Genomic DNA, 19136 nt, shown 5'->3' with positions numbered 1-19136 from the left:
TCGTCCGGGCCACGTGCGCCCGAACGAGAGAAAGAGGGGAGGATCTTCACCGGTTCAGGTGACAGCGGTCGAGGCGAAACGTCCCTCCCGGCAAGGGGGCGGCCACGCTCGACGTGACACATGGAGCCACCCTGTGGAGCGTCCGATGCAGCTGATTCCCCGTCACGACCCGTACCTCGTCGTCCGCTCGACCGGCGGCCTCACGGTCGCCGCCCTCCGGGGCGAGCTCGACCTCGTCCTGGTGCGGCACCTGCGGCCCGAGCTCGACGCCCTCGTCAGGGAGTCCGACGCCCTGACCGTCGACATCCGGCGCCTCTCCTTCTGCGACGCCACGGGACTGGGGCTCCTCGCCCACTGCGCCGGGCGCATGCACCGGCGCGGTGCGCCCTGGCGGCTCCTGTGCGACCAGCCGTGGATCCTGCGGCTCATCCGGCTGACCGCGCTGACCGACGTCCTCCACCCCGAGCCGGGACCACCGGACTTCCCCGACGAGCAGGACGCGGTCGCCGGTCTGCCGGATCCGCTCGGGCAGCCGGACCCGGCGGCCCGGTTGGACCCCCTCGGTCCGCCGCGGCCGGTCGGTCAGCCCGTCCCGCCCGGGCCGGTGGTTCCGCTGCCGGCCGAGCCCGGCGTGACGAGACCCGTCTCGTAGGCGGCGATCACCGCCTGGGTCCGGTCGCGCAGCCGGAGCTTCTGGAGGAGAGGATACGGTCGCCGCATGTCTGAAGTCCGGTTGACCACGCCCTCCTTCCTCGTGCTCGGCATCATCGACAAGCTGGGCGAGGCCAGTCCGTACGACGTGAAGGCGGAGGCCGCGCGGACGGTGGCCCCCTTCTGGTCCATGCCGCACGCACAGGTGTACGCGCAGTGCGACCGGCTCCTGGAGGCGGGGCTGCTGTCGGAGGTGCGGCAGCCGGGCGGCCGCAACCGGCGCCTGATGAGCCTCACGGAGGCGGGGACGGCGGCGCTGCGCGGCTGGCTGGCCGATCCCGCCTTCGTCCCGGTCGAGGCGCGCGAACGGGGCATCCTCAAGCTGTGGTTCGGCGCCAGCCCGCGCGTCCACGCACCGGTCCAGATCGACGAGCACCGCAGGACCCTGGACGAGTACGAGGGGCTGGCGCGGGGCGTCGGCGAGCTGTTGACGCGGGGGCAGCGCGAGGCGCTGGAGTTCGGCATCCGGTACGAGCGGATGATGGTCGATTTCTGGCAGTGGGTGGAGAGCCGGGAGCCCTGATCCCGCCGGTGGCCACTTGTCACCGACCGGTTGACCCCGGAGGCGCGGCCTCGCCTTCCTCCGTATGACCGCTCCGCTGCTGCGGCTCGAACGGGGCGCCGGAGCCGGCCCGTCAGCGGCTCACGGCCGCCAGCGGGGCGCCTCGTCGTCCGGGGTGTCGGGGCTCGCGAAGTGGAAGGGTACCGAGAGGTGTTCGGCCAGCGCCCGGCCCGCCGCTTCGGCGGCCGCGGCCTCCGGACGGCGTGACTCCGCGGCCCGCGCCTCGCCCAGGTACCGTACGGCCGTCTCCCGGTGGATCGTCGCGAGGTGCTGCTCGCCGGCGGGCTCGGTGGAGACGGCCAGGAGGATCACGAACCAGTCGTGGACGGTGTCGCCGTCCCAGATCGCCTCGATCGCGGCCACGGGCCCGGGGCAGCCGGAGGCCCGGGCGGCCAGCGACTCCGGGTCGAGGGGGCTGAGCGGGGTGCGCGCGATCCGGTCGCCGTGGTGCAGGTACCGGTCGTGGACGATCCTCTCCGCCTCGTGGAGCCCCAGGCCACGGCTCCGGCACGTCTCCAGGACGACCCGCACCGCCTGGAGCCGGCGGTCCTGGAGGACGTACCCGTCGACCTCGCCGCGGATGCCGTCCGGCAGCAGGTCCCACCACTCGGACGTCGTCGACTCGGTCATGCGGATCCTCCCCTTGTTCCCGACCCGTGAGGCTATCCGCAGGCCCGGGGCGTGCGCGCGGGGGTTTTCCCGGGCCCCCGGCGGGCCGAAATCCCGTGGCAGGCCGGGCCCGTGGACGTGATGATGACCGGATGACCCAGCGCGCGCAGCCCGTGGATGCCCTCGTCGTCGTCGACGTGCAGTCGGCCTTCGTCACCGGCGACGGGGCCGTGCCCGCCGCCGTCCGCCTCGTCGACCGGACGACCGACCTGATCGCCCGGGCCCGGCGGGACGGGGCGTTCATCGCCCACCTGCAGAACGACGGGCCGCCCGGCGCCGAGGACGAACCGCACACGCCCGGCTGGGAGCTCCACCACCCGGTGGAACCCGGACCGACCGAGGTCGTGATCCGCAAACCCCACGACGACGGCTTCCAGGAGACCGAGTTGGAGGCCGTGCTCACCGGCGCGGGGGTACGGGCGGTCGTCGTCTGCGGCGTGATGTCGGAGATGTGCGTGCAGGCGACGGCCCGTACGGCCCTGGCCCTCGGCTACCGGGTCGTCGTCCCGCACGACGCCCACGCGACGCAGGACATCCCGGCGGCGCCGGGCATCGGCGAGGCCGTGCCGGCCGCGACGGTCTCCCGCGTCGCGGCGTACGCCCTCGGGAGCGACGCCGAGACCACCGTCACGGCCGCCGACGTCACTTTCACGGCCCCTCGGCGGGCTTAGTACTGCAACGGTGTTTTTCCTGATGGTTGGGCAGGTTCGGGTGATGTGTGGCCGCGGCCGGCGGCATAGGCGAGGAAGACCCCGACCTGGCAGTTCTCCGTCCGCCCGGGGGCTTGTTTCTGGATGACTGTCAGGGTTGATCTTTCTGGTGGTTCGCGCCAGGAAGGCGGACTCGGGGCTGTTCGAGGGTCCGGGCGGGCGACCCGGGCAGTGGTGTGACGACGATGCGGTGCAGATCTAGGAGACGGTGACCGTCCTGGACCTGGTGGGAGAGGTGGGTGCGGGTGACGCCCAGCAGCTGGGCCGGGAGTGTGCTGGTGATCGCCCTGCGTCGGCGTAAAAGCGCTGCCAGGAGGCGGTGGTAGTGGTGGCGGCGTCGCCATCAGGCACACGCCCGCCACTCTCACTGCATGCGGCGTGGCCATTCGTTGGTGGGAGCGGGCGGTAAAGACCGCCCCACCCATGCCCCAGCCCCGCTACACTTTTCGCCGCCAGGCCGCTGACCAGCGCAAATGGAGAACTCTCACTGGAGTACTAGGGGGCCGCCGCCCCTGGGCCGTCACTCCCCGGCTGTCCGTCGTCGTGCCTGGGCCTGCGGGCGTCCCGGCGGGTACGGCGGATTTCGAGGGTGACGCTCAGGAGGGCGCCTACGGCGGCGAGGACGTCGGCGGCCGCGGAGAGGACGTGGTCCGCCTTTCACGGAGGTGGCCGGCCGCCCGGTCGCGTCCGACGGGCAGACGATCGCCGGGAGTCGCCTCGTCCGGGCCGTCCCGGCCGGACAATGCAGGTAGGTTCCGGACGGAGGGGCTGTTGTCCGGGACAGCCGGCCGGTGCCGGGCACGCCGGAGGGGGCACGGGCGGCGGTGGGCACCCGTCCATCCGGTCGACGAGCACGCAGGGCAGCTCGCGGAAACGCTGCGCCGCCAAGTGGACCTTCGGGCAAGACCCTCGCCGTCCTGGCCGGCGAGGTCGGGTACTCCAAGAGCCAGGTGCGCAGCCTGCTCGGCGGACGGATCCCGCCGCGTCTGTTCGTCGTCCGCATGGTGGCGGCGACCGTCCCTCCGCTGCTGCGCGAGCGGAGGGAGGCCGAAGCGCTCAAGCTGCTGCGCGACGCCCTGCATCCGCCCCGCACCGAGCCGTCCACACACCCCCGGCGACCGGACTGACCCGACCGGGTGACGTGCGCCACACCGAGCGCCATGCCCGTGTCACACCCTGACCCGCCACCCGGTGTCCTGACCCCGCAGGACGCCACCCACCCGAACACGAGGACCCGGTGGCCACGCACTCGCCGACGACCCCGACTCCGCCCCCGCGCCGGACCGCCACCACACCCGCACCCACCCCCGCCTCGCCACGCTCTTCCTCCCCCTGGCCTCGGCCCAGGTGGTCCTGGGCGCAGCCCACGTCCCCTCCCTCCACGTCCCCCCTGGACGCCCTGCTCTTCACCCTCAGCGCCCTCGCCCTGGCGGCCCACCTCGGCCCCTCACGGCGACGGGTCCAACCGTTCCGGACCAAGGCCCCCGGACTCAGGCCGGCAGGCCCGCCCGCATCCGGCGGTCCCGGGGGGCCTGCGTGCGTTCCAGGCGGGCGTCCAGGAGGCGGGCCGCCGCGTCGCAGCGGCCGTCCGCCGTCAGCGCGTACAGAAGGGTCTCCTCGACGACCTCGCGCTGCGCCGCGCTGCCGCCGACCCGGCGCAGCACGGGCAGGAGCGCGTCGAGGCCGCGGGCGGCCTCGCGGAAGCGTTCCTCGACGAGTGCGGCGAACGCGTCGCACAGGGGGGCGATGACCTCGCGCTGGACCTCGTCGGCCGCCGCCGCGTGGTCCCGCAGGCGGCGCAGGGCGGCCAGGTCGCCGACGGCGGTGAGGGCGATGGCGCAGTGCATGGCGGTGAAGGCGGTAGCGGGCCGCTCCAGGACCTCCGCCTGCACCGCGTCCAAGACGTCCGCGGCGGGCAGGTCACCGCGCCAGCTGTCGCTGAGCCGGGCCCGCCACAGCAGCGAGCCCGAGTCCACCAGCGCCCGTACGCCGGTCACCCGGCCGGGGGCGAGCTGCGTGAACCAGCGCCTGCGTACGGCGGCCGGGTCGTCCAGGGCCAGTTCGTGCAGGGCGATGTGCCAGGAGAAGTGGGCCCGGTGCACGGCACCGCGGCCCCGCCCGGCGACCCAGCGTTCCAGCCAGTCGCGGCCCGCGCGGTGCGCTCCGCTCTCGTAGTGGACGTGGGCGAGCGCGTGCACGGCGTGCCCGGAGGCGGGCTCGACGGCCAGGGCGCGGTGGGCGAGTTCGCCGGCCTCGTGCAGACGGCCCTGCTCCTGGCGCAGGAACGCGAGCAGCGAGGTGTGGAACCAGTGGCCGTCGTACGCCGCCGAGGTCCCCTCGACCAGGCGCAGCGCGTAGTCGTCGTCGAGGTCGTCGACGCCGGAGAAGGCGATGGTGGGCACGGCCACGGCGAGGGCGAGCGCGTCAGCCGGGTGGTGCTCCAGATGCCGTACGAGGGCCGCGTCGCCGTCGCCCCCGTGGACGCGGCGGGTGACGACCTCCACGAAGGAGCGCTCGCGTTCACACGCGCGCTCCTTCGCACAGCGCTGTGCCTCCGCCAGGGCCCTGGGTACGTCGACTGCGGCTCCGCACTCGTGTCCCAGCAGGGCGAGGGCGGCGTGGCCGAGGGCGAAGCCGGGGTCGAGGCGGACCGCGCGGGTCAGGGAGTCCTCGGCGCCGGCGCGTACCTTCAGGATCCGGTCGAGTCCGGTGCGGTAGGCGGCGGCCGCCTCGGCGTGGGTGGACAGGGCGAGGCCGTGCCCGTCGAGCGGGCGGCGCGTGGTGCGGCGCCGCGGTGCGAGCGGCGCGAGCAGGTCCTGCGCCAGGGCCGCCGCCTGCACACGGATCTCGGGGATGGCGGTGGTCTCCCACAGCTCACCGCGGCGCGGGGCGCCCAGGGTGTACAGGGGCAGGCCGGTGTCCCCCCGCCCGTCGAGCAGGCGCCCGTCGAGGGTGGCGACGCCCATGCCGAGCGGGCCCGGCACCGCGGCGCCGGCCTCGAACAGGGACCGCCACAGGGGGTCTTCCAGCACCGGGCCGGGCCCCGTGCAGTCGATGACCCAGCCCACGTGCAGGTCGCGCCCGTCGGAGAGCCCCACGTCCAGCGAGCCGTCGGCGCGGACGGCGGCGCTGGTGACGGTCCCGGCGTGGAGCGCCAGTCGGCGCGCGGTGCGGGCGCGCAGGATGGACTCGCCGGTGGCGGGCGCCATGCGGTGGCGGTGGGTGTTCCACAACGCGCCGTCGCGGCGCAGGAATTCGGCGCACTCCTCGGGGGTGAGGCGGCTCCACAGGCGCGCGGTGTGCGGGCGCAGGCTGTCGAGCGCGGGGCGCCAGTCGCCGTGCAGGCGCACGGCGCGGGCGACGTGCCGGTAGACGATGCGGCGCAGCCGCTCGTACGGAGCGTCGTGGATGCCCTCGGGGGCGGGCACGGGGGCGGCCGGGGTCAGGGTGTGCGGCTGGGGCAGCAGGCCGTTGCGGGACACGGTGTGCACGGTGCGGCCGGGACGTTCGAGCGTAAGGGCGAGGTCGACGGAGGTCAGCCCGGAGCCGACGAGCAGGACGTCACTGTCGTCGGCGAGGGGCCCGTCCAGCGCACCGACGGCCCAGGGCGTGGCGATGAACCCGTCGGCGGTGCGCAGCTCCGCGGGCGCCCAGCCCGCGGTCGGCGCGGCCGGACCGGTGGCCAGCACCGCAGCGTCGGCGTCGACCCGCGTCCCGTCGGCGAGCCGAAGGACCACCCCGCCCCCCGGCGCACCGGCGATGTGCTCGGCACGAACGGCGAGCCGAAGCACGGCTACGGTGCCGTGCGCGCGGACGATGGCCTGGGCGAGGGTGTCGGCGAGGTAGGCGCCGTACCGGTAACGGGTCGAGAACTCGCCTGCGGTGACGCCGGGTTCCCCGTGCCGGCACAGCCAGCGCATGAAGTGGCCGGGGTCGTCGGGATAGCAGCTCATACCGCCCGCGGGCACGTTCAGCCAGTGCCCGGGATCCCGCGTGGAGTAGGCGGTGCCACGGCCCGCTTCGGGGGCCGGGTCGATCAGGACCAGGTCGATGGGGGTCCGGCGGCGCGTGGCCGTCTCGCAGAGGTGGACGGCGGTCAGCGCCCCGGCCGCCCCCGCACCGACGACGGCCACCGTGTACCGCTCACGAACTGGACTCATGTGATCCTCCGGAAGTGATCGGCGGAGCCGACGGGCCGGACTCCGCCTTCGGTTCGCGCAGCTTTTCCCACCGCCTAGGTAGGGAAAGCCACTCTCAGAGGAACTCACCAACCACTAGAAAACCACTCAGGCCCTACTCGGCACGCCCCACAACCGGACCCGCAACCGATTGGAATCGACGGCCCATGCCCGCTCGACAACCAAGGGGGAACGAGGGATCACCCGCGAGCCGTCCGGGCGCGTCCGGCCCCGGCCCCGACCGTCCGGGCTCTCCGTCATCCGCGACCCGTTTCCCGCGTCAGCAGGTAGGGCTCGCCGCGCGCACGACTAGTACTGCAACGGTCTTTGTCGTGACGGTTGGGTAGGTGGGTCGTCGGGCTGGTCGTGGGTGGGGAACTTGCTGAGGCCCGGTCATGGGCTGGTGAACTGAAGGCTCTGCACGAGCGGTTTGTGCCCCGTTTCTCCAGGTCGGAGCCGCGTGAGACGGCACTTGCGTACATGCGGGGGCTTGTCGCCCCGCTCGAGCGGAAGAACGGCTGGACGCTGGCGGAGGAGGCCGGGCACGCAGCTCCGGATCGCATCCACCGGTTGCTGAACCGGATCGACTGGGACGCCGACGAGGTTCTGGACGATGTGCGGGAGTTCGTGGTCGAGCACCTCGGCGACCCGGAAGCGGTGCTGATCGTGGACGACACCGGGTTCCTGAAGAAGGGCGACCGTTCGGCCGGGGTCCAGGCAACGACCACACGCACCGCACTGACCATCGGCGCCGAGTGGGACACCGGCAGTTACCGCCTGGGCTCTACGGTGACCGCTGCCGAGTTCCAGGCCCTGCCGATCACGCCCGACGCGTTCCACGGCGACTGGAACCACACCCTCGCCCCCGTTCCACCGCGACCTCCGCAGGCACTGCCGGCCGCCCGGCGGATCGATCCCGGCCCGACCGAGATGCTCAGCGACCCTGCCCTGACCGGCATGCCACGGGCCGGCTTCGAACGCCTGGTGGCAGTCTTCGAGCCGTACGGGAATGCCCTGGCCGAGGCCGCTCCCACCAGTTCCAGGACGGTCACCGTCTCCTGGACCTGCACCGCATCGTCGTCACACCACTGCCCGGGTCGCCCGCCCGGACCCTCGAACAGCTCCGAGTCCGCCTTCCTGGCGCGAACCACCAGAAAGATCACCCCTGACAGTTATCCAGGAACAAGCCCCCAGGCGGACGGAGAACTGCCGCTGGACACCTGCCGAGCGGTCGCCCTTCTTCAGGAAACCGGTGCCGTCCACGATCAGCACCGCGCAGGAAACCGGTGCCGTCCATGATCAGCACCGCGCAGGAAACCGGTGCCGTCCACGATCAGCACCGCGTTCGGGTCGCCGAGATTCTCCACGACGTACTGGCGCACGTCGTCCAGGACCTCGAGGGCACGTCAGTGCTCCAGACGGCGTGCCACGCCGTCGATCTCGTCGGCGCCCAGCGGGAACGGGTCGTGGCCGATGCAGCGGCCGGCCACGACCACGGGCCCGGTGACCGCCTGGAAGCCGTACGCGGCCATGAGACGGCTCGCGGCTGGGTTGGGGCTCCCGGTGCCCGCTGCGCCGTGCCAGAGGGTCAGGTCCGTGCCGAGCTTCACCATCGTGAGGTCCTCGGCCTGGAGCAGGCGGCTGACCTCATGCACCAGGTCCAAGCCGCTGCGCGCCCAGGGAACGCGTCCGACGCGGCCGTCCTTCACGAGCAGCAGTCCGCTCGTGCCCGTGCGGCCGGGTGCCGTCCGGGTCGCGGGGGCGGAGCCGGGCGCCCGGAACGGCGCCGGTGTGCTGCCTGTCTCCTCGTCCGAGGGCCTCGCCCTGATCGTCAGTCCGCCGATCAGCGCGGCTGCCAGCAGGGCCCCGGCCGCCAGGTACTGGTTCGACGGCTCGTGCGGGCCGAGTCCTGGAAGCAATCCGGAGAGCAGGGCGAATCCCAGCGCGGCGCCCACGTGCTGGCTCACCAGGACGAGGGCGGACCTTCCGCCGGAGTCCTGTGCGGCGATGCCGTTCAGCACGGTCGAGTAGAGCACCGTGCCGGCGATTCCGAGCCCGATCCCGACGCAGACCATGCCGGGAATGCCGAGGGCGATGCTGTCACCTGCGGCGAGCTCGAGGAGCGGCCCGGCCGCCGAGATCACGAGACCTGTCGTCAGCAGAGCGCGTGGCCCCACGCGAGGCAGCAGCCGGGCGGAGACCGCCAGGGCGCCGACGAGGAACGAGACGAGGGTCAGCAGGGATCCCGCGATGGTGAGCGGCTCTTCGTAGCCGGAGAAGACGAAGCGCTCGAAGGGAAAGTCCATGGCCGGCAGCGCGAGGCCGATCAGGAACAGGCTGAGCGAAGCGCCCCGCCTGTCGCGGGACTCTCGCGGGCAGGCGGGCAGGATCGTGCCCCGGGCCTTCGACTGCCGCCGGGCGAAGCCCGTGGTCAAGGCGATGCCGCACACGAGGAACAGCCCCGCAAAGGGGCTCCAGCCCGTGTACGTGGCCTCCGCGCAGGCGAGGACGAGGGCGGCGATGCCGAACGCGCTCAGCAGCGCGCCGACCGGATCGAAGCGGGCGGGCTCCCGGCGTCGGGACGCGTCGCGGACCAGGACGGCGGTGCCGATGAGGGCGAGGAGAGCCGTCGGAAGGGTGACGAGCGAGGGCGCTTCCGGGGACAGCACGCTGTCGAGCGGTACCAACAGGAAGCGGGAGAGCAGGGAACCGCCCACGCCGATGGCGGCGTAGAGCCCGATGGCACTTCTGCGCCCCTTCGGCATGGTGAACTGGCCGGCGACCAGGGCAAGGGAAGCCGGTGTGATCAAGCCCGCGAAGGCACCCTTGAGGACCTGACCGCCCACCAGTACGCCGGGGCTGGTCGAGATCGTGAGCGCGGCGGCACACGCCGCGAAGCCGCCCAGGCCGATGAGCAGCGTCGGCTTGCGGCCGACGAGGTCCGCGAGGTGTCCGCCGACGAACAGCAGGGCGCCGAAGGCCATGGCGTAGCCGGCGAACATCCACTGCAGGGAGAGGTGGCTGGGAACGAGGGCGGGAGACAGGAACGAGAAAGCCGCCATGTCCGTCAGCACGACCAACTGCGCCAGCATGCCCATCGCGAGCGCCCAGCCGCGCCCGGCCTGCGGGCCCGCGTCGTCGTCGGCCGGCTCGGAGGGCGAGGGGGGCCGCGAGGCTCCGTGCGGTGGAGGCGCCGGTGGTGGGGTGGCAGGCGACAGGGGGTACGACGTCGGCTGCGGCGGAGCGACGGACAGCGCGGCCGCGGCCCGCGGGTCCGGCAGTGGGCCCGGCAGCGGGTCCCGCACCTGCGGAACGAAGTCCAGCAACTCCGCCGCCTTACGCCCGAGTTGGGCCAGGACCGGGCCGGGCAGCCATTCCGCGGCCAGGTCGGTGGACGTGTACGCGACCACCTGTGCGGGCGTGGGCCGCTTCGCCGGGTCCTTTTCCAGGCACGCGCGCACCAGACCGAGGAGCGCATCGGGCACGCCGGTGAGGTCCGCCTCTTCCTCGGCGATCCGGAACAGATGCGCGTTCAGACCGGTGTCCGTGGCCCCGAAGAGAAGGCGGCCCGTGGCCGCGTACACGAGGACGGCCCCCAGGCAGAACATGTCGCTGGCGGGCGTGAGCCGCTGCCCCCGGGCCTGCTCGGGAGACATGAACCCGGGCGAACCGATCAGCATGCCGGTGCGGGTGAGCAGGCTGTCTCCGCCGGTGCTGTCGAGTGCCCGCGCGATACCGAAATCGATGACCCGGGGGCCGTCAACGGTCACCAGGACGTTCGAGGGCTTCAGGTCGCGATGGATCAGACCCGCCTCGTGCACCGCTTGGAGGGCGAGGGCAAGGCGGTTGGCGAGCGTGCGGACCGAGGGCTCGGGCAGGGGACCGAAGTCCCTGCCGACCACGGAGGCCAGGTCGGGACCGGGTATGTACTGGGTCGCAACCCAGGGCACGGCCGCCTCGGTGTCGGCGTCCAGGACGGCAGCCGTCCACTCGCCGCCCACCCGCCTGGCCGCCGCGACTTCGCGGCTGAACCGTCTGCGGAACTCGGGGTTCTGGGCATGCTCGGCCTGCACGACCTTCACCGCGACCGTACGGCCGAGGTCGGACCGGCCCAGGTAGACCAGGCCCATCCCTCCTTCGCCGAGGCGGGCTATCAGACGGTAGGGGCCGATGTGGGTGGGGTCCTGCCCCGTCAGCTGCTTCACGGTGGCGGGGTCAACCCTCCACGCGGGGGCTGAGGTGGCTGCACAGTTTCACGATCAGGTCCCCGGCGAAGAAGTGGAGCCGCGAGTCCCGCGACTTCCTCCATGCGGAACCTTGTTTCGTCGCGAGCGTGGCGGCCCGGTCGCCCAGGCCGCGTTCGACGGCGAGCGCCGCGAGGACCGGGGTCGGTCGTTCAGTCCGGATGCGCGCGATCTCGTCCTTGGTCATGTGACGATCCCCCGTTGATCGGTAGGCGAACCAAACTAGAGCAAGTGTCGGCGCCATGGGCACGGAATGCGGCGGGTGTTCCAGGTCCGGGCCCTGGGGGTGGCCGGTTCTGGTGGGCGTCGGGTGCGACTGCGCGGGGCTGGATAGCCCTCCGCGCCGTGGGCGGCTGGCGGGTGTGGGGGGAGTGGGGCCGGCTATCGGCCGAGGCTGAAGGTTTCTGCGGCCCGATGGGTGGGGGCAAGCACCGTTGCAGCATGAGGGCCTGTCCGGCGGGTCGTGGTCGGCTTCGCGGCGCCCGATGCCGGGCCGGTCGCCCGTCAGTCCTCGCGCCGCGGCTGGATGCCCGCGAGGAGGTTGAAGGCGCCGGTGAGGAGGTTGAGGGTGACCACGCCGACCACTTCGGCGATCACCCGGTCGCTCCAGCCGTGCGCCCGCACCCCGGCGACGTCCTCGTCCGAGAGCGCACCCGGTTCGGCCAGGACCCGCAGGGCGAGGCCGATGAGGGCGGCCTCGCGCGGGTCGGACGACGTGCCCTGGCGGGCGAGTGCGCCATCGTGGACACCGTCTCGCCGACGGAGCCGTGTCGTTCGACGACGTCGGTCGGCAGCTCGCGTGCGCGGCCGGGTGCCTGCTCGGGGGTGAGCGCGGTCAGTCTTCTCGCGGTCAGTTTTCTCGTGGTCACGGAACCTCTCCTCCCTATACCCTCGGGGGGTATAACGTCGTGGGGTGGGAAGGGGTTCCCGGGCCGCCGGGTCCCCTGGGGAGGGGCGGTTCACGAGAGGGGCGACGGTTTCCCGGGCGTCCGGGCGAAGCGCCCCGGGGTGGTGCCCACGATCCGCTTGAACGAACGGTTCAGATGCGACTGGTCGTAGAACCCGGTCGCGGCCGCCACCTCGACCGGCGGCCGCCCGTCGAGCAGCAGACGCCGGGCCCGGTCGATCCGGCGGGCCGTCAGGTACTGGTGCGGCGCGATGCCGAAGGCGCCGCTGAACGCCCGTACGAGATGGGCGGGGTGGGCGTGGAGCAGCCGGGCGGCCTCCTCCAGGGTCACTCCCTCGACGAGACGCGCGTCGAGGAGCTCCCGCAGGCCGTGCGCCACACCGGGATCGGCTCCCCGCGCGGGCGTGACGAGCCGGGGCCGCAGATGGCCGCGCAGCCGTTCGCCGATGAGGGCGAGACGGCTCTGCGCCTCCAGCTCGTCCCCCGGCTCCGCGAGCGCGGTGTGCAACTGCCCGACGCGGCGCCGCAGCAGCGGGTCGACGAGGTCGGGCGCGTCGACCGCCGGACCGATGAAGCTCTCGTCCAGCTGCGTCAGGTCCAGATACAGGACCCGCTTCCGGAAGCCGTCGGAGGTGGCGGGCGAGCCGTTGTGCGGGACCCGTGGCGGGAGCAGGGACACCGTGTCGCCGGGAGTGCCGCGCTCGTGCCGGTCGAGGTCGTAGCGGACCGCGCCGTCGTCGACGATGAGCAGGGTCCACACGTCGTGCACGTGCATCGGGTACGCGTGCTCGGTGAAACGGGCGTGGAACACCTCCACGACCCCGGGAACGCGCGGCCGCCACGCCGTGACCTGCTGCCGGGCCGCCGTACGGACCACCATGCAAGGAATGTACATGCGGCCTGTCGTGGCGATCAAGCGCGTGACCTGCGGTTTCATGCTGATCTCGGTGGCTCGCCCCTCAGTAGGGACTTCTGAGGGACTTAGCGTCGATGGTCTCGTTCCAGCCACGCGTCCATCGCTGCCAGGCCTCGCGAGCCCGCATCTGACATGGGGACTGCAAATCGTTCGGGTCTGGCTCACATCCGGCGATAACGGAACGTCACATCGCCGAAAGCCGTCCTTGAAGGCTTCCGCTGCAGGTTGGAGGGGGTACGCCTAGTCTTTGGCGCCACCCTCCGAATGGCTGTGTTCGAGAGGCTCTGGCGGCATCATTTGCGAGCCGACCAGCGGCTATTACTCCGCGCATGCAGGTTCACTCGGCGCTACCGCCGGATGTACGCCCGGGCTAATCGCTGGACAGGCCGGCTTACCAGGCATGGTGAGCCTTTGCAGGATCGGAAGGTGTGGGTTTCGCTTGATACAAGGGACACGTGCGGGCACCCGAAATCGGACATCGGAGCGTGATCTATCTGCGAAGAGTGAGGATCACATTCTGGTCGGGGTGTTGAAACCCGGGCGCTGACTGGTGGGGCAACGCGAAACAGGCGTGTGGCGAGCAGGCCGTAAAGCCTGAGCTTCAGCTGGTCCGCTGGCCGCACACCGAGTACGTGGGAGCGCTCGGAGATCGTAGAGCGTAACCCGAGGAGGTCGGTATGCCGCGCAGAATCATCGGCTGCCTCGACGGAGCGGGCAGTCAGGCGGGCGCAAAGAGCCCCACCAAAATCGTACACCTGTTCGGAATGCTGGAAGTGGATGATCCGACCCCCTACGGCCCCAGCGTCGGCACCATCTCGTCGGCCCAGACTCGCGGTCCAGTCGATCGTCGGATGTCGCAGCTGTCCGGTCTCGCCTTCGGTACTGCCCCGCGGAGCAATCTTGCCGAGGCCTGCACCTACCTGATGCAGCACTGGGAGCCCGGCGCTCGCGTATACGTCTTCAGTTTCAGCCGCAACACTTACACCGCCTGTGCCCTGGTCGGCATGCTCAACGAGCCCGGCCTCATGAGATCAGGGTCGAAAAATCTCTTCCCCTATGCGGTGGCAAAGTGCGCTGCCATTCCCGGTATCCGCGAGGGTGAAGAGGGAGTGACCTATTTCCCGCACGCCTTCTGTCGGTGTACCGAGCACGAGCCGCTGCGGCCGGATATCAAGCGCAACGATCCACAGCAGGTCTCCCGCAAAGCGCTGCCCGTCGCCTACCTCAGTGTCTGCGGCATCGTAAAGACAGCAGACGTCCTCCGGCTGAACTCCCTGCGGCGGCCTCACGCCCGTCAGCTCCCCAACGTCGCCTGTATCCGGCACGCTGTGCCCCTAGACGGAAAGCGATACCCATTCCGTGAGTTTCCGGAAACACTCCGATCAGCTTCTCTGTGCGACACGGGGCAGGAAGTCTGGTTCGTCGACGTGCACTCCGACGTCGGCGGTACCTTCCCATGCAAGAGCAATGGGCCCCTACTCCCCATGATCACCCTGAAGTGGATCACCGACGGCGCCTGCGAGGACCTGATCTTCCGTGCCGGCGCCACATACCCAAGGACGGCTTGCTTGACGCGAGCATCCGCTTCCGTCGGGAATGGAACCCCGAATACCATCCGAAACTTCTTGACCCGGCAACGCCGTGCCGCTGGGCCGATCTGGACTGGACCAAGCCAGCACAGCGATAGCACGATCGACACGCAGGGTCGCCTGAGCAGGCAGACTCTTGTTCCGGCATGGAAGCGGTCCCCCCGTATTGCGGTGAGCCGGGGACACGAATGCGTCGCGTTGCACGAAAACCCCCATCGTCAGACTCATTCCGCCAGGTACTGCCGACCTAGACACCGAACGTTTGATCGGAGCGGGATCCAGGGAGAATGCCGTGGCCCTCATATACGCCAAGCTGCCGGAGCGCAGTCGCACGCCTGAGCGGGGCGAATACATAGTCCGGGCACATCCAGCCACCCCCGCCCGCCTGCCGCGGCTACTGGGTAATGCGGCCGTCGGTCAGCTGCTCGCCGGCAAGACCCGCAGCGCGGACCGCGAGGCCACGCTGCGGGATAGGGAGCTTCTGGGAAAGCCCGCCACGCAGCTGCAGCGCGTGCTGGAGCAGGAGTTCGGGACCGACCTGAGCCGCGTACGGGCGGCTGATCTCTCTGTGCCCGCAGCGTCCGACATCGGAGCCGAGCACGCCGCAGACCGGTTCGCCGTCGGCGGTCCTCCCCCCGCTCCGGCCGTCGGCGCGGGGCCTGTCCCGGGAGCGGCCGTCGAGACGGCGCGAGCGGGCGTTGAAGGCGAGGGGTTTTCCCTCCCGCTCTCCGTACGAGCACCGTACGAGGCGCGCCTGGGACTCGATCTCAGCGACGTGCTCGTCCACACCGGGCCCGGAGCTATGAGCGCCGCCCACGCCCTTCAGGCCCGCGCCTATACCTTCGGTTCAAACATCGCCTTCGGCCGTGGCCAGTACCAGCCCCTCACGCTCGCCGGATCCCGGCTGCTGGCACACGAGCTGGCCCATACAGTGCAACAGCGATTCAGCCCGCCCGTCGTGGCCCGAGCACCCAACCCGCCTGCTGCCTACGGTGACCCTGCTCTCGACCAGGCTGCGGCCGGGGAGCTTCCGGCGACGCTCGGCTGGCTCGGTGGTCAGAGCATGACCGCCCTGATCGCCATCCTGAAGCGCGCCCGAGCTCGGGATTTGCTACCCGCCATGCTCACCGGGCTGACCGGGGACGAGGCACATCTGGGCCCCGCCGGCGTGAAGCGTATCGAGGCGGCGATCCGGGCCGTGCAGTTCCAGGCCAAGGGGCCGACCGACAGTGACCGAATGCAGTTGGCGCTCCTGATGGACGCCGCCGCACTGCCCGTCGACCAGCGGGCCGACCTGGAGGCGCTGCTCCGTCGGCCCGGGTCCGCGGTCGGCGACGGGCTTGAGGCCAAGCTGGCCGAGGGCGAGTTCGGCACCGCCTTCGCCATGCTCAACGGCATGAGCATGGCGGGCATGCTCACCCGGCTCACCCGGCTTGGCCGCGCCTGGCACACTTACCTGGTCGCCAACGTCTCCGCCGCCGATTCACTGGGGCCACACAGCCGGGCCCGGATCGAGATCGCCTTGGTCGCCGCCGACCGGGCCATGGTGGGGAGAGCGACGGCCGACGACCTGCTTCAGCTCAGGAACAAGATGGCGGAGATCGGTCTGCCAAGCGACCAGCAGCAGGAGGTGCTGGCAGCCGTGCCGCGGGCCAGAGGCGGCGACGCGGAGTCCATCGCCGGTTACTTTGAGAACGTTGGGCTTGCACCGCTGCTGCTGCCACTGGCGGTCGCCCGCTCGTTCCGGCTGCTCGACGGCAGGACCCCCGAGCAGATCGCACTGACCGGTGAGAAGGTCTCCGAGGAGATTCTCCGGGCCCTGATCTCGCATTCCCGCCAGGCCGAGGTGCACGACGCGGAGGCGATCCGGCAGGGTTTGCAGCGGGCGTGGACGAGCCGGTTCCCTGCCACTCCGCCGCCTTGGGATGTCGGCCGGCCCGCGACGGTGGCGGACATGTCGGCGGCCGACAAACTGGTCAAGGCGTTGGACGCCACGCTGAGGAACCCGCACCTAGGCCCCCAGTACAGGGCGAGGCTCCAGGAGCTGAAGACGCCCGAGTCAATCGCGGCGATGGCCGCCTTCACCACGGTCTATGTCGCCTCCCAGCTCACCCCGGCTGGTTGGGTGGCCGACGTCCTGGTCGCTGGCCTGGTGGTCGCTGGCCTGGTGATGGGCGGCATGGAGGCGCTCGAGATCATCCGGCACATTGCGGCATTCATGTCGACCGCTCTGAACGCCAGCTCGGAATCCGACTTCGACTCTGCAGCCGACCACCTGGCCATCGCCGTCACGAAGCTCACCGTCGATGTGGTAGTGGGCATCCTGCTGCACCGGGTCGGCACGGGCACCACCGGCGTGATCAGGCGGATGCTGGCCTCGCCAGAGCTGCCGGGGCTCAATCTGGGGCTGGTCACCCCGGACGGTATGGTGATACCGGACCTGCCGCCGGAAACGCTGCAGACCAAGGGCGGCGGCGCAGGGAGCCCGAAGAAGACCACGGCCCCGGCTGGCGGACAGGTGCTCTTTGAGGGGACCACAGCCGATGGCGCCACGGTGATCCGTAGCCGGGTCGGCCGCCCATCGGGCCGACGGGGCACGGAGAATCTGCTGCCGTCCAGCGTGGAGGTCAACGTGCCGGGCTGGGAGCGGGCGCACAGCCAGGGCAATATCACCGGGGCGGAGAGCGCGCGAGGCATTCGCTACGCACCCAAGGAGGTCAATCAGGAGCTGCAGAAGTGCGGCATTGAGCAGGCCATCAGCGACCTGTTCACGCAGAAGGCCTCCGACGTGGACGTGATCATGACGACCGAGACATGGGCGCACCCGGGCAGCCTGCGGCTCGCCAAGATCACCTACAAGATCGAACTGAAGAAGCCCACCGGCGACTCGCTCACTGCCTATGAAGCTGAGATCACGGTCGTCAACGCCACCTCCTCGCCGCGCTGCGTAGGGACGGCCGACCCGATCGGTTGGCCCCGGCTCGAGTCGGAAGGATGGCTGAAGACTGTGCCGTCGAAGCCCTGACAAGGCTTTGTCGGACGTTCCATCTGGCCTGTCCGAGCGCGACAACCCCGACCATGTATCGAACTCGGCGCCCGAGTGGCACTGGTGGTCGAGATCGGTCCGCCGCCAAGTCCTCGGTGACGGCATTCCCGAAAACGCGAACGCCCGGGCTGCCCCGTACGGCTTGGCCCGGGCGACGCCGGTGTCACATCAGGATGCTCAGACCAGGCCGAACCGGCGGCGTTCATGGCTTTGCCCCAGGCCGCAACGAAGTTCTTCGTGAACTTCTGCTTCACATTGTCGCTCACGTAGACCTCGGCCAGCGCGCACAGCTCGGAATTCGAGCCGAAGGTCAAGTGGTCTCGTACTGCCCCCCCGACTGCTGACGCGACGGTGACGGATCGGTGACGCGAGATGGGCAGCGTCCTGTAGTCGTCTGAGTGGCGGGCCCTGCCCTCCGTTCGAATCCAGCTGATCGACTCGTGAGGAGATGGGATGCCGACACCGACATATCCGGGCGTGTATGTCGAGGAAGTCTCCGGCGGTGTGCGACCGCTCCAGGTTGCCAGTACCTCGACGGCGGCCTTTGTGGGCTTGGCCGAAATGGGTCCGAGTGAGGCCACCCGCGTGACCAGTTGGACCGAATTCCAACGGCTCTACGGCACTGTAATCGACGGCAGTCATCTGGCCCACAGCGTCTTCCAGTACTTCAACAACGGCGGGCGGCAGTGCTACATCGTGCGCGTTCTCCCTGCGGATGCAGCCCTGGCGAGCGTCACCGTCAACAACCGCCACGCGTCGCCAGTACCGGGCGTCACCTTCTCGGCTAAGAACAAGGGTGTGTGGGGCAACTCGCTGGTCCTCCAGATCGAAGACGGCACCCAGAACCCCCACAACGAGTTCAAGGTGAGCGTCCGCAGACAGGCGGACCCAACCGTCCTTCCAACGGACTACCGGGACCAAGCACCCGTCGAGGTGTTCGACAACCTGAGCGTCGACCCTTCCGCCCCCCGATTCGTCGGGAGTGTGCTCGCCCGCGAATCGAACCTGATCGACGCCCAAATGCTTGACAGCAACACCAGCACTCAGTCAGGCCTGCACATGGGTGGCCCGCACCCGGACCTGCCACTTCAGTCCAAGGTCAGCTTCCAGATCAATCTCGACGGCGACGGGTTCCAGTCCGTAACGCTCCCGCCTGAAGCCGGCTCCGCAACCGATCTTGAGAACGTGGCGACAGCCATCAAGGACGCTGTGCAGAAACTGGCACTGACCAAGAACAAGACGACGACGGACGACGCTGCCTTCAGCGGCTTCACGTGCACTGTGCAGAAGGAAGGAAAACAGGTCAGGCTGCGCCTTGAGTCGGGCACAGACTCCGCTGGATCCTCAGTGCGCGTGCAGCCCGCAACTGCCGACGACGCGACCGGTGCGCTCAAGCTCGGGGACGCGCTCGGCTGGTACCAGGACGGTACGGCGCCGCGCAGGCCGGCCAATGCCGACGCGGTACAGATCGGAGATGCGGCGAAAGACACAGTTGTCACGGCTATCACACCCGGCATCGACTCCACTGCCTCGGTGACCGCTCAGACGTACGCCACCGCATTCCAACAGCTCGACAACCTCACCGACTTCAGCCTCCTGGCCGT

General features: G+C 70.7%; 11 protein-coding genes and 5 pseudogenes. 9 read left to right on the top strand and 7 right to left on the bottom strand.

Features of this window, described 5'->3' with window-relative positions; genetic code table 11:
* The first annotated feature begins 145 nt into the window (after nt 1-145).
* Complete coding sequence (locus tag ABZ318_RS04955; RefSeq protein WP_356901089.1) at nt 146-652, top strand: STAS domain-containing protein; 507 nt, start codon at nt 146-148, stop codon at nt 650-652.
* On the opposite strand, the pseudogene ABZ318_RS04950 reads toward ABZ318_RS04955, so the two are convergent.
* Nucleotides 622-702, bottom strand: a pseudogene (locus ABZ318_RS04950) (DNA-binding response regulator); the annotation flags it as partial. The gene ABZ318_RS04955 and the pseudogene ABZ318_RS04950 overlap by 31 nt on opposite strands.
* A gap of 16 nt (nt 703-718) precedes the next feature.
* On the opposite strand from ABZ318_RS04950, the gene ABZ318_RS04945 reads away from it, so the two are divergent.
* The gene (locus ABZ318_RS04945) at nt 719-1234 is read left to right on the top strand and encodes a PadR family transcriptional regulator (RefSeq protein ID WP_356901088.1); all 516 of its coding nucleotides are present in this window, start codon (nt 719-721) and stop codon (nt 1232-1234) included.
* A 120-nt stretch (nt 1235-1354) separates the two neighbouring features.
* On the opposite strand, the gene ABZ318_RS04940 is transcribed toward ABZ318_RS04945, so the two are convergent.
* Nucleotides 1355-1903 (bottom strand): hypothetical protein, encoded by a 549-nt coding sequence (locus ABZ318_RS04940; protein ID WP_356901087.1) that lies wholly within the window; start codon nt 1901-1903, stop codon nt 1355-1357.
* 131 nt (nt 1904-2034) lie between these two features.
* Here ABZ318_RS04940 and ABZ318_RS04935 point away from each other — a divergent pair, with 131 nt between their 5' ends.
* Both ABZ318_RS04935 and ABZ318_RS04930 read left to right on the top strand, forming a co-directional pair.
* Nucleotides 2035-2613 (top strand): isochorismatase family protein, encoded by a 579-nt coding sequence (locus ABZ318_RS04935; RefSeq protein ID WP_356901086.1) that lies wholly within the window; start codon nt 2035-2037, stop codon nt 2611-2613.
* Between the two features lie 830 nt (nt 2614-3443).
* Nucleotides 3444-3779, top strand: coding sequence for a helix-turn-helix domain-containing protein (locus ABZ318_RS04930; RefSeq protein WP_356901085.1), 336 nt, complete (start codon nt 3444-3446; stop codon nt 3777-3779).
* A 363-nt stretch (nt 3780-4142) separates the two neighbouring features.
* Here the strand turns inward: ABZ318_RS04930 and ABZ318_RS04925 are convergent, their stop codons facing one another.
* Nucleotides 4143-6812, bottom strand: coding sequence for an FAD/NAD(P)-binding protein (locus tag ABZ318_RS04925; RefSeq protein WP_356901084.1), 2670 nt, complete (start codon nt 6810-6812; stop codon nt 4143-4145).
* Between the two features lie 384 nt (nt 6813-7196).
* Here ABZ318_RS04925 and ABZ318_RS04920 point away from each other — a divergent pair.
* Both ABZ318_RS04920 and ABZ318_RS04915 read left to right on the top strand, forming a co-directional pair.
* Nucleotides 7197-7547 (top strand): annotated as a pseudogene (locus tag ABZ318_RS04920) (transposase); the annotation flags it as partial.
* Nucleotides 7542-7902, top strand: a pseudogene (locus ABZ318_RS04915) (ISAzo13 family transposase); the annotation flags it as partial. The pseudogenes ABZ318_RS04920 and ABZ318_RS04915, both read left to right, overlap by 6 nt.
* 128 nt (nt 7903-8030) lie before the next feature.
* Here the strand turns inward: ABZ318_RS04915 and ABZ318_RS04910 are convergent.
* From ABZ318_RS04910 to ABZ318_RS04895, 4 genes and pseudogenes are all read right to left on the bottom strand, one after another.
* Nucleotides 8031-8224, bottom strand: a pseudogene (locus tag ABZ318_RS04910) (hypothetical protein); the annotation flags it as partial.
* Nucleotides 8225-8236: 12 nt separating this feature from the next.
* On the bottom strand, nt 8237-11035 hold the full coding sequence (locus ABZ318_RS04905; RefSeq protein WP_356901083.1) for a bifunctional serine/threonine protein kinase/MFS transporter: 2799 nt from the start codon (nt 11033-11035) through the stop codon (nt 8237-8239).
* A 10-nt stretch (nt 11036-11045) separates the two neighbouring features.
* Nucleotides 11046-11261 (bottom strand): hypothetical protein, encoded by a 216-nt coding sequence (locus ABZ318_RS04900; RefSeq protein ID WP_356901082.1) that lies wholly within the window; start codon nt 11259-11261, stop codon nt 11046-11048.
* Between the two features lie 772 nt (nt 11262-12033).
* The gene (locus tag ABZ318_RS04895; protein WP_356901081.1) at nt 12034-12876 is read right to left on the bottom strand and encodes an AraC family transcriptional regulator; all 843 of its coding nucleotides are present in this window, start codon (nt 12874-12876) and stop codon (nt 12034-12036) included.
* Nucleotides 12877-13574: 698 nt separating this feature from the next.
* Here ABZ318_RS04895 and ABZ318_RS04890 point away from each other — a divergent pair.
* The 3 genes and pseudogenes from ABZ318_RS04890 to ABZ318_RS04880 form a co-directional block, all read left to right on the top strand.
* On the top strand, nt 13575-14825 hold the full coding sequence (locus ABZ318_RS04890) for a DUF2235 domain-containing protein (protein WP_356901080.1): 1251 nt from the start codon (nt 13575-13577) through the stop codon (nt 14823-14825).
* Nucleotides 14779-17511 carry a DUF4157 domain-containing protein gene (locus tag ABZ318_RS04885; RefSeq protein WP_356901079.1) on the top strand — a complete coding sequence of 911 codons (2733 nt, stop codon included), beginning with the start codon at nt 14779-14781 and terminating at the stop codon, nt 17509-17511. The genes ABZ318_RS04890 and ABZ318_RS04885 overlap by 47 nt, the downstream gene beginning before the upstream one ends.
* 474 nt (nt 17512-17985) lie before the next feature.
* Nucleotides 17986-19136: pseudogene (locus ABZ318_RS04880) on the top strand (hypothetical protein); the annotation flags it as partial.

Origin of the sequence: Streptomyces sp. NPDC006197, from assembly GCF_040613865.1 — a bacterium.
In the GTDB taxonomy this organism is placed as follows: Bacteria; Actinomycetota; Actinomycetes; order Streptomycetales; family Streptomycetaceae; genus Streptomyces.
The sequence above is the reverse complement of the archived record's forward strand: the minus strand, read 5'-3'. Positions and strand labels throughout refer to the sequence as shown.

What these genes read in the sequence shown, in the direction of transcription:
- ABZ318_RS04955 (WP_356901089.1), top strand. Translation starts at nt 146, where the DNA reads ATGCAGCTGATTCCCCGTCACGACCCGTACCTCGTCGTCCGCTCGACC.
- ABZ318_RS04945 (WP_356901088.1), top strand. Translation starts at nt 719, where the DNA reads ATGTCTGAAGTCCGGTTGACCACGCCCTCCTTCCTCGTGCTCGGCATC.
- ABZ318_RS04940 (WP_356901087.1), bottom strand. Translation starts at nt 1,903, where the DNA reads ATGACCGAGTCGACGACGTCCGAGTGGTGGGACCTGCTGCCGGACGGC.
- ABZ318_RS04935 (WP_356901086.1), top strand. Translation starts at nt 2,035, where the DNA reads ATGACCCAGCGCGCGCAGCCCGTGGATGCCCTCGTCGTCGTCGACGTG.
- ABZ318_RS04925 (WP_356901084.1), bottom strand. Translation starts at nt 6,812, where the DNA reads ATGAGTCCAGTTCGTGAGCGGTACACGGTGGCCGTCGTCGGTGCGGGG.
- ABZ318_RS04900 (WP_356901082.1), bottom strand. Translation starts at nt 11,261, where the DNA reads ATGACCAAGGACGAGATCGCGCGCATCCGGACTGAACGACCGACCCCG.
- ABZ318_RS04895 (WP_356901081.1), bottom strand. Translation starts at nt 12,876, where the DNA reads ATGTACATTCCTTGCATGGTGGTCCGTACGGCGGCCCGGCAGCAGGTC.
- ABZ318_RS04890 (WP_356901080.1), top strand. Translation starts at nt 13,575, where the DNA reads ATGCCGCGCAGAATCATCGGCTGCCTCGACGGAGCGGGCAGTCAGGCG.